Consider the following 13,175-nt stretch of genomic DNA (forward strand, 5'->3'; position numbering starts at 1 on the left):
CCCCCGACCGGGGGCGGGCCTCACGGCATACGTGGGCTGGCCAGAGGGTTGTTCAGACGGGCTGTTCAGACGGACGTTGCGAAGGCCTGCTCGAAGATGTCGAGGCCCTCGGCGAGCAGCTCGTCGCCCGCGGCGAGCGGGGGCAGGAACCGGAACACGTTGCCGTAGGTGCCGCATGTGAGGGTGACGAGACCCTCGGCGTGGCAGGCCTTGTTGACCGCTGCGGTGAGCGCGGCGTTCGGCGTGAGGTCTCCGCCGCCGTTGACGAGCTCGACCGCGAGCATCGCGCCTCGGCCGCGGATGTCGCCGATCTGCGGGTACTTGGCGGCGAGCGCCGTCAGGCGCGGCATGAAGATCGCCTCGACCTGGCGAGCCCTGCCGCACAGGTCCTCCGCCTTCATCGTCTCGATCGCGCCGAGGGCGGAGGCGCAGGCAACGGGGTTGCCGCCGTACGTGCCGCCGAGCCCGCCGCCGTGGACCGCGTCCATGATCTCGGCGCGCCCGGTGACCCCGGCGAGCGGGAGGCCGCCGGCCATGCCCTTGGCGGTCGCGATGAGGTCGGGCACGACGTCCTCGTGCTCGCTCGCGAACCAGTCACCGGTGCGGCAGAAGCCGGTCTGCACCTCGTCGGCGATGAAGACGATGCCGTTGTCGGCGCACCACTGCGCAACCTGCTTGACGAATCCTGGTGCGGGGACGATGAACCCGCCCTCGCCCTGGATCGGCTCGAGGATGACGGCGGCGACGTTGTCCTCGCCGACCTGCGCGTGGACCTGCTGGACGAAGACGTCGAACGACTCCTTGGCACAGTCGGCGGGGCCGCCCGGCCAGCGGAACGGGTAGCTCATGGGAGCGCGGTAGATCTCGCCCGCGAAGGGCCCGAACCTGTGCTTGTACGGCATGTTCTTCGCCGTGAGCGCCATCGTCAGGTTGGTGCGGCCGTGGTACGCGTGGTCGAACGCGACGACGGCGTCGCGGCCGGTGTAGTGCCGGGCGACCTTGACGGCGTTCTCGACCGCCTCGGCGCCGGAGTTGAACAGGGCGGACCGCTTCTCGTGGTCGCCGGGGGTCAGCTCGTTGAGCGCCTCGCAGACCAGGAGGTACTCCTCGTACGGCGTCACCATGAAGCACGTGTGGGTGAAGTCCTGGACCTGCTCCGTGACGCGGTCGACGACACGTGGCGCGGCGTTGCCGACGGTCGTCACGGCGATGCCGGAGCCGAAGTCGATGAGCTGGTTGCCGTCGACGTCGACGAGGATGCCGCCGCCGGCCCTCTCGACATAGACGGGCAGGCCGGTGCTCACCCCGGCCGACACGGCGGCCGCCTTGCGTGCGTGGAGGGCGGCCGACTTGGGGCCGGGAATCGCGGTCGTGAGGACCCGCTTCTGGTCGACGTTCGTCATGGGCTCAGTATGCCGTCGGGCGTGCTGGGCCGTGTGCCGGTCGGTCGTGCCTGTGGATATGCCGCCCGGGTGAGCACTCGGTGCACGGTGCGCGTTGGGTGGGAGCCAGATGGGAGTTTGCCCAGAATCCCTGGTGAACGCTGGTGACGGCCTCGCCGCGGGGTTTGGCTGAGCGGGTCGACTGTCGGCGCTGACGGTCCGCTCGAGTCTCTTGGTCGAGGGCTGCGCCGGCCAGCCGAAGGGTCAGATCCACCGATCACGTCCACTCGGGGAGCTTCGGAGAAACCATGATTCATACCCACCCCAGAGCCGTGGCCGCCGCCGGCGCCCTCGCGCTCGCCACACTCGGCCTCGCCACGAGCGGCGCCGTATCGACCGGGTCGGCGTCGCAGGCATCCGCCGCGACCTCGGCCTCCGCCGCGAAGGCCGCCTACCCGGCCCTGCGGCCCTCCGTGTCCGACTACCAGCAGATCTCGACATCGACGACACCGCCGACCCAGGCGCAGTGCATCTCGGTCGGGCGCCGCTGCTTCACGCCCACCTCGACGCGGGCGGCATACGACGTGCAGGCGCTCATCGACCATCACCAGGACGGCCGCGGCATCACCATCGCCATCGTGGACTCCCACGGCAGTGACACGATGGCCCACGACCTGCATGTCTACGACCAGGCTTTCGGCCTGCCGCCGATGTGTGGTGAGGAAGGCGTGAGCTGCGCGGGCAACATGCCGACGTTCAGCCAGCTGGCACTCCAGGGCACACCCGCGACCAAGGCGCCGCCGTCCACGAGCAACAGCCCCGGCCTGCAGGACAAGTCGGCGTGGGCCCTCGAGGTCTCGCTCGACGTGGAGACGGCTCACTCGATGGCGCCGGGGGCCAACATCCTCCTCGTCACGACGCCGAACTCCGAAACCCTTGGAGTGCAAGGCTTCCCGCAGATGATGGCGGCCGAGCAGTATGTCGTCGACCACCACCTGGCCAACGTCATCACGCAGAGCTTCGGCTCGGCCGAGGACGCTTTCGGGAGTGCGACGTCACTGCTGAACCTTCGGCACGCGTTCATCTCCGCCGCGCAGAACGGTGTCACGGTGCTCGCATCCTCCGGTGACGACGGTTCCTCGGGCACGATGAAGGCGCCGGTAGGCGGCCCCAACGCAGGCCCGGTCATCCCGGTCCCGGTCGTCGGCTGGCCGGCCTCCGACCCGCTCGTCACCGGCGTCGGCGGCACCTACCTGTGCACCGACGCGCTCGCGACGTCGGGCCGCGTGGTCGACAGCGCCCACCCACCGACCGCCTGCACGAGCCACCCCGGCGCCGCCGAGGTCGGATGGACGTTCTCCGGTGGTGGTTTCAGCCACGTGTTCGACAAGCCCGACTACCAGGCGACCCTCCCCGCTGGGAGTACGCCCATCGGGACCAAGCGAGGCGTTCCGGACATCGCCCTCCAGGCGAGCGCCGGCACCGGCGCTCTGGTCTACCTGACGCTGCCCCCGGACGGCCTGAGCGGCTTGATCTGTGGCTCAGCGCCGTGCAGCACGGGCTGGTACGACATCGGCGGCACGTCGCTGTCGAGCCCTGAGTGGGCCGGTCTCGTCGCCATCGCCGCCCAGATCAACGGCGGCGGGCTGGGACCGATCAACGACGGTCTCTACCGGATCGGCAGCGATGCCGGACGGTATGCCGCGGACTTCCACGACGTCACGCTCGGCAACAACACGGCCGCGGCCGGGGTCCCCGGCTACCCGGCGACGACTGGCTGGGACCCGGTCACCGGGCTCGGCACGCCTGACGCCGCAGTCCTCCTGCCGGATCTCGTCAACGCGGTGCACGGCCACTGACGACGCCAGACCCGAGAGCAGGCTGATCCGCAGGCGCAGATGCGTCTGCGGATCAGTCTGCGCGTGAGTCCGCGTGCCGTCGGCTCAGAGCTCGACGCCCTCGCCGAAGCGGCCGCGGTACTCGTACGGGATGAGCGGCCGGTCGGCGCGCACCTTGAGCTGCTGGACGGCCCACGAGTTGCCGTCGGGATCGGAGAAGCCGAAGAAGGTCCCGCCGTCGCGAGGGTCGATGACGGTGATCTCCGAGCACTCGACGCCCCGGCCGACCAGCTCGGCGCGCGCCGCCTCTGCATCGGCGACGACGAGCTGAACGCCCTTGAGCGAGCCGGGGGCCATCTCGTTCTGCGCAGGCAGGTTGCCCAGGACGATCGAGCAGCCCGAGCCCCGGGGCGTCAGCTGGGCAAAGTGCATCTCGCCCATCTCGGTGTTGTGGTCGAGGTCGAACCCGACCTGGTCGCGGTAGAAGGCGATCGACGTGTCTAGGTCGCTGACCGGCACGATGACCACCTCGAGGGTCCAGTCCATGGTCACGCCCCCGTGCTGTCGGCCGTGGCTCCCGCGAGCAGGGCGTCGAGTCGCGCATACCCCTGCGTGAGGCCCTGCTCCATGCCGCTCTGGGTCATGCCGTCGCGGGACTCCTGGTTGGGGTAGACCGAGTGGATCCGCAGGCGGGTGCGGCCGTCGCCGAGGTCCTCGAAGACGAGCGTCTCGAGGGCGACGACGTCCGGGACCAGCTCGAACTCGAAGGTCTGGATCGCCAGCTCGTTCTCCCGAACGGCGTGGAAGACACCGTGGAAGGCGAACGCCTCGCCTGCCGGGTTCGTGTGGACGTACCGGTAGCCGCCACCACTGGTGAAGTCGTAGCGGTCGATCCGCATGTCGTAGCCGTCCGGGCCGAGCCACTGGCAGATCTTCTCGGGGTCACGGTGGGCCTCGAAGACGGCGGCCACGGGCGCGTCGAACTCGCGGGCGATGTCGAAGTAGAGCTCGCCCTCGGGGGCGGAGATGGACAGAGAGTTGGCGGTGCTGGGGGTGCTGGGCGTGCTGGTCACTGCGGGTCACTCCTTCGTGGTTTCAGTGTGCGAGGACGCCCCCTCGGCGAGGAGGGCGTCGAGCTTGCGGTACTGCTGCTCGTGGATGAGGCGGTAGCGGTCGATCCAGGCCGTCAGGGCCTCGAGCCGGGCTCCGTTGAGATGGACCGGCCGGCGCTGCGCCTCACGGGTGCGGGTGACCAGGCCGGCGAGCTCGAGCACCTGGATGTGCTTGCTCACGGCCTGCTTGCTGATGTCGAACGGCTCGGCGAGCTCGTTGACGGTGAGCGGACCCCGGCTGAGCCGGGCCACGATCGCGCGACGAACCGGGTCGGCTAGGGCCGCGAACGCGCGGTCCAGCTCGGCCTCGGACGTCGGCACGAACAACATTATCAATCAACTCCTTGATCAATCAGTTGATTGATTACAACACTCCAGCTCACCCCCGTCAACCCCTCCCCCATCCACCGTCGAGTGGCCGCCCCGCCCCACCAGCCCCACCAGCCCCGTGACGCGAGTGACCAGAGTGACCACGCGCCCACTCGACGGAAGGCGGAGGCCCCCGCCAGAACCTCCGCGTCGAGTGGGCGCCCCGCCCCACCAGCCCCACCAGCCCCACCAGCCCTGTGACACGAGTGACCAGAGTGACCAGGCGCCCACTCGACGGAAGGCGGGGCCCGCCAGAACCTCCGCGTCGAGTGGGCGCCCCCGCCCCACCAGCCCCACCAGCCCCACCAGCCCCGTGACGCGAGTGACCAGCGTGACCAGGCGCCCCACTCGACGGAAGGCGGAGGCCTCCGCCAGAACCTCCGCGTCGAGTGGCCGCCCCGCCCCATCAGCCCCACCAGCCCTGTGACACGAGTGACCAGAGTGACCAGGCGCCCACTCGACGGAAGGCGGGGGCCCGCCAGAACCTCCGCGTCGAGTGGGCGCCCCGCCCCACCAGCCCCGTGACGCGAGTGACCAGAGTGACCAGGCGCCCACTCGACGGAAGGCGGGGCCGCCAGAACCCTCCGCGTCGAGTGGGCGCCCCGCCCCACCAGCCCCACCAGCCCCACCAGCCCCGTGACGCGAGTGACCAGCGTGACCAGGCGGCCACTCGACGGAAGGGGGTGGCGCTCGGGGGCAGAGTGGAAGGCCGAGGAACGCTTCGGGAGCGGCGGGCCGCGCCAAGCTCCGACCCATCTCGCCCTTTGGTCAAAAATGCTCGGACGTCCTAGTATCTGGCCCATGCCAGCAACGCGGCTGATGCCCACCGACGACGCAGCGGACCTCATTGAGCTCACCCGCGAGATCTGCCGCAAGGACCTCGCCCCCAGGGTCGACGACGCCGAGCGGGCTCGGGTGTTCCCGGAGGAGACCTTCCGGACGCTCGGTCGCGCGGGCCTGCTGTCACTGCCCTACCCGGAGGAGTTCGGCGGCGCCGACCAGCCCTACGAGGTCTACCTCCAGGTCGTCGAGGAGATCGCCTCGGTGTGGATGAGCGTGGCTGTAGGGGTCAGCGTCCACAGCCTGACGGCATACCCGGTGGCGACGTACGGCACCCGTGAGCAGCGGGAGGCACTGCTGCCCGACATGCTCTCCGGTGAGCGCCTCGGCGCGTACTGCCTCTCCGAGCCGCTCGCCGGCTCCGACATCGGCTCGATGACGACCCGGGCTACCCGCGACGGCGACGGCTGGTCGCTCAAGGGCACGAAGGCCTGGATCTCACACGCCGGCCACGCCGACTACTACACGACCTTCGCCCGCACGTCCGACGACGGCGGCAGGGGTCTGTCGACCTTCGTCGTGCCCGCCGACGCCACCGGCCTGACGTTCGCCGAGCCGGAGAAGAAGATGGGGCTGCACTGCGACCCGGTGTCGCAGGTGATGTTCGACGGCGTGAAGGTCGACGGCGCACGCCTCGTCGGCAAGGAGGGCGACGGCATCAAGATCGCGCTCGCCGCCCTCGACTCAGGCCGGCTCGGAATCGCCGCTGCCGCAACGGGACTCGCACAGGCCGCCCTCGACGCTGCGGCAGGCTACGCGAAGGAGCGGGAGCAGTTCGGCCGACCCATCGCCGACTTCCAGGGCCTCGCGTTCCTCATCGCCGACATGGAGGCGGCCGTGACCTCCGCACGCGCCACCTACCTGCACGCCGCCCGGCTGCGCGACGCCGGCCGCCCGTTCAGCAAGGAGGCAGCGGTCGCCAAGCTCGTCGCCACCGACGCCTCGATGCGGGTGACGACCGACGCGGTGCAGGTGCTCGGCGGTGCCGGCTACACCGAGGACTTCCCCCTCGAGCGCTACATGCGCGAGGCCAAGGTCACCCAGATCTTCGAGGGCACCAACCAGATCCAGCGCCTCGTCATCTCCCGACACCTCCTCGCCCGCTGACCAGCCCCTGAGCCCCACCAGCACGCCGACGACCCGAAAGGCCTTGCCATGCAGCTGAACTCGTCCGCAGTCGCCATCGTCACGGGAGGTGGGTCGGGCCTCGGCGGGGCCACGACCCGGCGTCTCGTCGCCGACGGTGCTCGCGTCGTCATCCTCGACCTCGAGGGGTCGGCAGCGCCCGCCCTCGTCGATGAGCTCAACGCGAGCCGCTCTGGCAGCGCTGTGTTCAGCCCGGCTGACGTCCGCGACGAGGAACAGGTTCAGGCGGCGGTCGCGACCGCGCGGGACCTCGGTGAGCTCCGCGTCGCCGTCAACTGTGCCGGAGTTGCGACACCCGGCCGGGTCGTCGGCCGCGGCGGCCCGCTCGCGCTCGACACCTTCCGCACCGTCGTCGACATCAACCTTGTCGGCTCGTTCAACGTCATGCGCCTCGCAGCCGCGGCGATGCTCGACAACGAGCCGCTGGAGGGCGACCGCGGGGTCATCGTCAACACGGCCAGCATCGCGGCATACGACGGTCAGATCGGACAGGCTGCGTATGCCGCGAGCAAGGGCGGAATCGTCGGGCTCACCCTGTCAGCCGCTCGAGACCTGGCGGACAAGGCGATTCGCGTCATGACCATCGCCCCAGGCACGTTCGAGACGCCGATGCTGGCTGGCCTGCCCGGCGAGGTGAAGGAGATCCTCGAGAAGCAGGTCCCCCACCCTTCGCGCCTCGGCCACCCGGAGGAGTACGCCAGCCTGGTCCGTCACATCGTCGCCAACCCGATGCTCAACGGCGAGGTCATCCGCCTCGACGGCGCGCTCCGTATGCCGCCGCGCTGACTCCCAGCACACACTGACCCGGGCGCCCGGTCGAGCTCACTGCTCGGCGGGGCGTTCCCTTTCGCCGGCACGTATCGGGCGGCCCCTGGACGGTCTCTGAGAGCCAGCACACCGTTCGATGACAACCGGATGAGGTGCCAGCGCGTTCAGAGAGCATCACGCCCGACCGAACAGGGGAACGTCAGTGTCAAGCACCGAGCGCGAGGCCGACTTCACGGCCTACGTGCGCGCGAGGCAGAAGTCCTTCGCACGGTTCGCCTACCTGCTCACCGGTGACCCGCACAACGCCGAGGACCTGGTCCAGTCGGCGCTGGCGAAGGTGTACGGCCACTGGGACCGCGTGAGCACGGTGGAGTCGCCCGACGCCTACGTGCGCAAGGTCATGGTCAACGAGCACACCTCGTGGTGGCGCCGCCAGTGGCGGCATCGCGAGCGCACCGACAGCGACCTCATCCGCGTGATCGACCCGGCGGCGGTGCCGGACGTCGCTCACGACGGTGACCTCTGGGCCCAGGTCCAGAGCCTCGCGCCGCAGCAGCGTGCGGCCGTGGTCCTGCGCTTCTACGAGGACCTCAGCGAGGCCCAGACGGCGGAGATCCTCGGCTGCTCCGTGGGCACGGTCAAGAGCCACACCAGCCGGGCGATCAGCTCCCTGCGCGGCAAGATGAAGGAAGTCACGTCATGACCACGACACCCGAGCGCGAGTACGAGCTGCAGGCGTTCCTGCGCCAGCGTGCCGAGAAGGTCGACGTGCCGGGCGACTTCGCTCCGCTGGCCATCGCGACGCGGCGTCGGACGATGCGCAACCGAGCCGTGCTCGGTGCGGTCGCAGCGGTGGCCGTGGTCGCGGTCGCGACCCCGGCTGTCTGGTCTCGGCAGGGGCCTGGCCCGTCGCCGGCCCCGGCCATCACGACTCCGACGTCGAGCTCGGGGACGAGCACCGTGCCGACGGAGACCGCCCCGACGACGCCGCCCACTCGGTCAGCGACCGTGACGAGTGGTCCGCCGGCCACATCCACCTCTCCGCCGGCCAGCCAGCCGGCAGCAGCACCGACCCAGGACTCGAACGCCTCGCCCATGAACACACAGGAGCTGGGGTTCGGCCCTCAGGACGGAAGCCCAGAGGCCGCATACGCGGTGGGTGACGTCCTGTACTTCCGTGGGGCGGAACGACGACTTCCGGTCGCGTCCGGCATCCAGTACCTCGCGATGCTCGCGCAGGACGGGGTGCTCGTGCACGCTCCCGCCGAGGGGCGAACCCGGCCGACGTACGTCATCGACTCCAACGACGCGATCGTCCTGCGCCTGTCGGACGTCCAGGACATCAAGGCCAGCGGCGACGGCAGCCGGTTCACGACGGTCGACGGGACGGGCAGGATTCGCCTCCGCGACGCGAGGGGCGCCGTCCTCGCGTCGCTCGCGGTCGGCGACCCGAACGTCACCGTCCGGGGCTTCTTCGGCGACGCCGTCTACTTCGTGGTCGTCGACGGGTCCGGCCACTCGAAGACCCGCGCCTGGGATCCGGCCAGCGGCAGCACCCGTGACGTCACATCCGGCAGCTTCGTGGACATCAGCGAGCTCAAAGGTCTGGCGATCCTGTGGCCCGAGCAGGACTACGACCCCGGACACACCTGCTACGGCATGTTCGACCTCGCCGCGGGTCGCGTCAACTGGTGGTCGTGCGGCTCGTTCGCCCCGACCCATTTCGGTGCCGGCGGAAACATCGTGGTCGGCCCCGAGGTCGCCGATGGTGCCGGAACGACCGGCTTCAAGTCGGCGCGCACGGACGACGGAAGGATCGAGGGACGGGTGACCCTCACCCGCGGGGCGTGGTCCCCGTCGTGGACTGCGGACGACGCCAAGGGTCTGACCTTCACGCTGCTCGACCGTGAGGCGCCCACGCGCCAGGCCCTCGCCGCCTGTTCCTTCCCGACCGCATGCTCGATCGACTCGCTGCCTGCGAGCGTGACCGCTGCGCAACGCGACTCCTACGACTGGCCGATCGTGCTGGCCGACAACTGACCCCGCCACGCCCGGCCACCGCAACACACCGAGCAGTCGCAAGATCCGACCGAAATAACCGCCGAAGTTGCCGACTGCTCGGTGTGTTGCACGGGGGCACCCGGTTGCGCGGGGGGCACTGGGGGTGCGCAGGGGGTGCATACGCGGCTGGACGGCATACGTTTTCGGGGACCGAGGCAACCCTGACGCGGCGCCGATGCGTCATGGGGGCAACGGGTCCGCAGGGGGACCCGGCCGAGGAGGCTCACACCATGCAGGGACACGAGGAGGACTTCGCCGCCTTCGTCCGCGCGCGGCAGAACGCTCTCGTGCGCTTCGGCTACCTCCTCACGGGTGACCGGATGAGCGGCGAGGACCTCACCCAGACAGCCCTGGCCCGGCTCTACCTGAAGTGGGACACCATCCGCCAGACCGAGGCCATCGAGGCCTGGGTCCGCCGAGTCATGGTCAACGAGCACGCAAGCTGGTGGCGCCGGGCATGGCGGCACCGTGAGCGCCTCGACTTCGACACCGCCCACTCGGACTCCAACGCCGGCCCCCAGTCCGCGCCGTTCGACGACGATCTCTGGCGGCAGGTGCTGGCCCTGCCACCCCGACAGCGCGCCGCGATCGCGCTGCGCTACTACGAGGATCTCAGCGAGGCACAGACCGCCGAGATCCTCGGCTGCTCGGTCGGCACCGTCAAGAGCCAGACTCACCGAGCCCTGACGGCGCTCCGGACCAAGCTCGAGGAGGTCCCCGCATGACCATCGACCCGACCGGCTTCCGGCCCGACGACCTCGAGGCCCGCCTCGGAGCGGCCCTGCGCGGCCGCCTCGACACCGTCTCCGCATCGACCGACCTCACCGGCCCGTCCCTGCTCCGCTCGCGGCGCATCCGGCGCACCCGCACCATCGCTACGAGCGTGGCCGCAACTGTTGCTGCCCTGGCCGTGGCCACGCCGCTGGCCTGGAGCAGTCTGCGCTCCCCCGACGAGCCGCCGTTCGTCCCCGGCACGACCCAGCCCGCAACGGGGCAGAGCTCGGTCCCGACGCAGACCGCACCCCCGCCCACCTCGGGGCCGGCGACCAGCGCCCCGCCGACGAGCTCGTCGGGGACCGGCGGCACCTCCACGGCCACCGGGCAACCGCCCACGGGCCCAACGGGATCCGGCGTCAAGGCTGCCGACAACAACCGCCCGCCGGTGCGGACGGTCAACGTCGCCCCGAGCGCGCCGAGCGGCCCGGCTCCGGACACCGCCTGGACCCAGGGCAAGACCCTCCACCGTGGAGGCACATCGGTGACCCTCGACGTCGGCGACCCGTGGGCGTATGTGCCGCTGAGCGCGGGTCGGGGCGTGGTCATCGACTCCACGCCGGGTCAGGCGGAGTCCCTCCGCATCGTCGGACCGGACGGCTCCACCGTCCGCACGCTCGCGGACCTGCCCATCGGTCGCTCCGCACAGGTGAAGGCGAACGACTCCGGCACGCGGTTCACGGTCTACGCCGGCCTCTACGGCAGCTTCCCCGACGCTGGATCCGACGCCCGCATCACGACCTACACCGTCGACGGCGCGGTCATCGCACAGAAGGACAACCTTCGCCGCGACGTCACCCTCGTCGGACTCGTCGGCGACAAGGTGTACCTCGCCAACAACAACGTCGATCGCAGCTACGTCTGGGACCTCGACAGCAACGTCATCGACCGGTACACCGACTCCGGAGTGCTCAACGCCGTCAACGAGGCCGCCGGCCGTGGGGCCCTGTGGACGCACGACGCGAACTTCACCACCGGGTGCACCGAGATCCTCGACCTCGCCACGAAGCGGACCATCGCCGAGAGCTGCGGGCGGTTCGTGCCCGACGGGTTCTCGGACGATGGAGACCTGCTCGTCGGCTATCCCATCGGCGCCGACGGCTTCGGTGCCCCCCAGGTGGACGTGCTGGACGTCGCCACCGGCCGGATCAGCCTGCGCATCAAGGGGGCGGTCTTCCCGCAGCTGAGCGTGTTCCTGCCCGACGGGAGGGTCGGCGTCAACGTGGTCAGCTACGCGACACCCACGGCGAGCAACAACCTTCAGGCGTGCTCGCTGGACGCCCGGTGCACCTCGTGGGTCGACACCGTGCCCATGCCCAACGACCTGGAGACGCCATACCGGCTCCCCCGCTAGGTGCGGTCGGTTCGCAACGAGAGCAGTGCCCGTCGCGTATGCCGTTCCGCCCGACGCGTATGCCGTTCCGCCCGTCGCGTATGCCGTTCCGCCGGTCCCGCGCCGTGCCGTGCCGTCGCGTGCCCGTCACCTCCTCACGTCGAGTGGCCGCCCCGTCACTCTGGTCACACGAGGTCATGTGACTGGTGGGACGGGGCGCCCACTCGACTGGCGGTTGGGGTGTGGACCCAGGCGATCAATCGGTCAGATCGTCAGGGAGTCAGGCGGTCAGATCGTCAGGGAGTCAGGCGGTCTTGGTGGCACCGGTCGCCGCGGCCGAACCGCTGCGGTCCTTGTCGCGGATGCCGGCGTAGGTGAACACCAGCGCGCCTGCGGCGACGATGGCGAGAAGGACCAGGCCGAGGCCGTAGCCGGCGAAGACCTTCTCGTAGGTCGCGCCCATGACCAGCGGCGGGAAGTACCCACCGAGGCCTCCGGCGGCACCGACGAGGCCGGTCACCGTGCCGACGCGCTCGGCCGGCGCACGCTGCGCGACCCAGGCGAACACGCCGCCGGTGCCCAGGCCGAGGAAGAAGGCCATGGCGACGAACGCGATGCCGGCCGGCACCTCGAGCGGCGGTTCGAAGGCGAGGACCACGGCGAGGACGGTCGTGCCGGCCAGCGAGATCCCGAGCACCGAGCGAGGCCCGATGCGGTCGGACAGGATGCCGCCGAGCGGGCGGGCGACCACGGCTGCGATGGCGAAGCCGGCCGTGCGGGTGCCCGCGTCGGTGAGGTTGAAGGAGTAGATGTCCTTGAGATAGGTCGGCAGGTAGGTCGAGAAGGCCACGAAACCGCCGAACGTCACCGCGTAGAGGAACGCCATCTGCCAGGTGACCGGCAGGGCGGCCGCGGCACGCAGCTTCGGCATGACCGGGTCGGTGTTGGACTTCCAGAGCGGAGAGTTCCGCATGCCGAACCAGCAGATGGCGGCCACTGCGACGAGGGCGACCGCGATGATGATGTGTGTCGCGGTGTAGCCGAACCACTGGACGAACCGTGGCGTGAAGAACGCGGAGAGTGCGGTCCCGCCCATGCCAGCGCCGAAAAGCCCGGTCGCGAACCCGCGGCGGTCGGCCTGGTACCACGCGTTGACGAACGGGATGCCGATCGCGAACGTCGTGCCGGCGATGCCGAGGAAGAAGCCGACGACGAGCATCATGCCGTAGGAGCCGATGTTGCCGGCGACGGCGAGCAGGAGCACGAAGGGCACCGTGACCAGCGTCATGATCGGGAACATCAGACGCCCGCCGTAGCGGTCGGTGAGGGCGCCGACCGGGATGCGGCCGATCGACCCGACGAGAACCGGCGTGGCCACGAGCAGGGCCTTCTGCGTGCTCGACAGGTGCATCTGCTCGGTGTAGCGCACACCGAGCGGGCCGATGAGGTTCCAGGCCCAGAACGTGATGGCGAAGGCCAGCGTTGCGAGGCCGAGGTTCTTGCCCTGGCCCCGAAGGTCGGGTACCACGGCAGTGGGGGCGGACTGGGTCAT

The 13,175-nt window shown here is 70.3% G+C and carries 12 protein-coding genes; 7 read left to right on the forward strand and 5 right to left on the reverse strand.

Going from position 1 to position 13,175, the window contains the following annotated elements; genetic code table 11:
- Positions 1 to 65 precede the first annotated feature (65 nt).
- The gene (gene gabT, locus ACWEOW_RS01430; protein WP_452267357.1) at positions 66 to 1,403 is read right to left on the reverse strand and encodes a 4-aminobutyrate--2-oxoglutarate transaminase; all 1,338 of its coding nucleotides are present in this window, start codon (positions 1,401 to 1,403) and stop codon (positions 66 to 68) included.
- Positions 1,404 to 1,690: 287 nt separating this feature from the next.
- On the opposite strand from gabT, the gene ACWEOW_RS01435 reads away from it, so the two are divergent.
- Positions 1,691 to 3,241, forward strand: a complete 1,551-nt coding sequence (locus ACWEOW_RS01435; protein ID WP_452267358.1) for a S53 family peptidase — start codon at positions 1,691 to 1,693, stop codon at positions 3,239 to 3,241.
- Positions 3,242 to 3,325: 84 nt separating this feature from the next.
- On the opposite strand, the gene ACWEOW_RS01440 is transcribed toward ACWEOW_RS01435, so the two are convergent.
- Genes ACWEOW_RS01440 through ACWEOW_RS01450 form a run of 3 tightly spaced genes read right to left on the reverse strand, consistent with a single transcriptional unit; the run spans position 3,326 to position 4,653 of the window.
- Positions 3,326 to 3,766, reverse strand: a complete 441-nt coding sequence (locus tag ACWEOW_RS01440) for a VOC family protein (protein WP_452267604.1) — start codon at positions 3,764 to 3,766, stop codon at positions 3,326 to 3,328.
- Positions 3,767 to 3,768: 2 nt separating this feature from the next.
- Positions 3,769 to 4,293, reverse strand: coding sequence for an SRPBCC family protein (locus ACWEOW_RS01445; protein WP_452267359.1), 525 nt, complete (start codon positions 4,291 to 4,293; stop codon positions 3,769 to 3,771).
- 6 nt (positions 4,294 to 4,299) lie between these two features.
- Positions 4,300 to 4,653 carry an ArsR/SmtB family transcription factor gene (locus ACWEOW_RS01450; protein WP_452267360.1) on the reverse strand — a complete coding sequence of 118 codons (354 nt, stop codon included), beginning with the start codon at positions 4,651 to 4,653 and terminating at the stop codon, positions 4,300 to 4,302.
- A gap of 849 nt (positions 4,654 to 5,502) precedes the next feature.
- On the opposite strand from ACWEOW_RS01450, the gene ACWEOW_RS01455 reads away from it, so the two are divergent.
- The 6 genes from ACWEOW_RS01455 to ACWEOW_RS01480 all read left to right on the forward strand — a co-directional run bounded on the left by ACWEOW_RS01455 (position 5,503) and on the right by ACWEOW_RS01480 (position 11,644).
- Positions 5,503 to 6,648, forward strand: coding sequence for an acyl-CoA dehydrogenase family protein (locus tag ACWEOW_RS01455; RefSeq protein ID WP_452267361.1), 1,146 nt, complete (start codon positions 5,503 to 5,505; stop codon positions 6,646 to 6,648).
- A 48-nt stretch (positions 6,649 to 6,696) separates the two neighbouring features.
- On the forward strand, positions 6,697 to 7,473 hold the full coding sequence (locus ACWEOW_RS01460; protein WP_452267362.1) for an SDR family NAD(P)-dependent oxidoreductase: 777 nt from the start codon (positions 6,697 to 6,699) through the stop codon (positions 7,471 to 7,473).
- A 184-nt stretch (positions 7,474 to 7,657) separates the two neighbouring features.
- Complete coding sequence (locus ACWEOW_RS01465) at positions 7,658 to 8,158, forward strand: SigE family RNA polymerase sigma factor (RefSeq protein WP_452267363.1); 501 nt, start codon at positions 7,658 to 7,660, stop codon at positions 8,156 to 8,158.
- Complete coding sequence (locus ACWEOW_RS01470; protein WP_452267364.1) at positions 8,155 to 9,495, forward strand: hypothetical protein; 1,341 nt, start codon at positions 8,155 to 8,157, stop codon at positions 9,493 to 9,495. The genes ACWEOW_RS01465 and ACWEOW_RS01470 overlap by 4 nt, the downstream gene beginning before the upstream one ends.
- 251 nt (positions 9,496 to 9,746) lie before the next feature.
- Complete coding sequence (locus tag ACWEOW_RS01475; RefSeq protein WP_452267365.1) at positions 9,747 to 10,241, forward strand: SigE family RNA polymerase sigma factor; 495 nt, start codon at positions 9,747 to 9,749, stop codon at positions 10,239 to 10,241.
- The gene (locus tag ACWEOW_RS01480) at positions 10,238 to 11,644 is read left to right on the forward strand and encodes a hypothetical protein (RefSeq protein WP_452267366.1); all 1,407 of its coding nucleotides are present in this window, start codon (positions 10,238 to 10,240) and stop codon (positions 11,642 to 11,644) included. Before ACWEOW_RS01475 ends, ACWEOW_RS01480 begins: the two co-directional genes overlap by 4 nt.
- A 283-nt stretch (positions 11,645 to 11,927) precedes the next feature.
- Here ACWEOW_RS01480 and ACWEOW_RS01485 read toward each other — a convergent pair whose 3' ends face one another.
- On the reverse strand, positions 11,928 to 13,175 hold the full coding sequence (locus ACWEOW_RS01485; RefSeq protein WP_452267367.1) for a nitrate/nitrite transporter: 1,248 nt from the start codon (positions 13,173 to 13,175) through the stop codon (positions 11,928 to 11,930).

This window comes from Monashia sp. NPDC004114 (assembly GCF_053603855.1).

Excerpts from the sequence above, each read along its gene's own strand:
- ACWEOW_RS01485 (WP_452267367.1), bottom strand. The coding sequence starts at position 13,175 with ATGACCCAGTCCGCCCCCACTGCCGTGGTACCCGACCTTCGGGGCCAG.
- ACWEOW_RS01475 (WP_452267365.1), top strand. The coding sequence starts at position 9,747 with ATGCAGGGACACGAGGAGGACTTCGCCGCCTTCGTCCGCGCGCGGCAG.
- ACWEOW_RS01435 (WP_452267358.1), top strand. The coding sequence starts at position 1,691 with ATGATTCATACCCACCCCAGAGCCGTGGCCGCCGCCGGCGCCCTCGCG.
- ACWEOW_RS01480 (WP_452267366.1), top strand. The coding sequence starts at position 10,238 with ATGACCATCGACCCGACCGGCTTCCGGCCCGACGACCTCGAGGCCCGC.
- ACWEOW_RS01470 (WP_452267364.1), top strand. The coding sequence starts at position 8,155 with ATGACCACGACACCCGAGCGCGAGTACGAGCTGCAGGCGTTCCTGCGC.
- ACWEOW_RS01455 (WP_452267361.1), top strand. The coding sequence starts at position 5,503 with ATGCCAGCAACGCGGCTGATGCCCACCGACGACGCAGCGGACCTCATT.
- gabT (WP_452267357.1), bottom strand. The coding sequence starts at position 1,403 with ATGACGAACGTCGACCAGAAGCGGGTCCTCACGACCGCGATTCCCGGC.
- ACWEOW_RS01460 (WP_452267362.1), top strand. The coding sequence starts at position 6,697 with ATGCAGCTGAACTCGTCCGCAGTCGCCATCGTCACGGGAGGTGGGTCG.
- ACWEOW_RS01440 (WP_452267604.1), bottom strand. The coding sequence starts at position 3,766 with ATGGACTGGACCCTCGAGGTGGTCATCGTGCCGGTCAGCGACCTAGAC.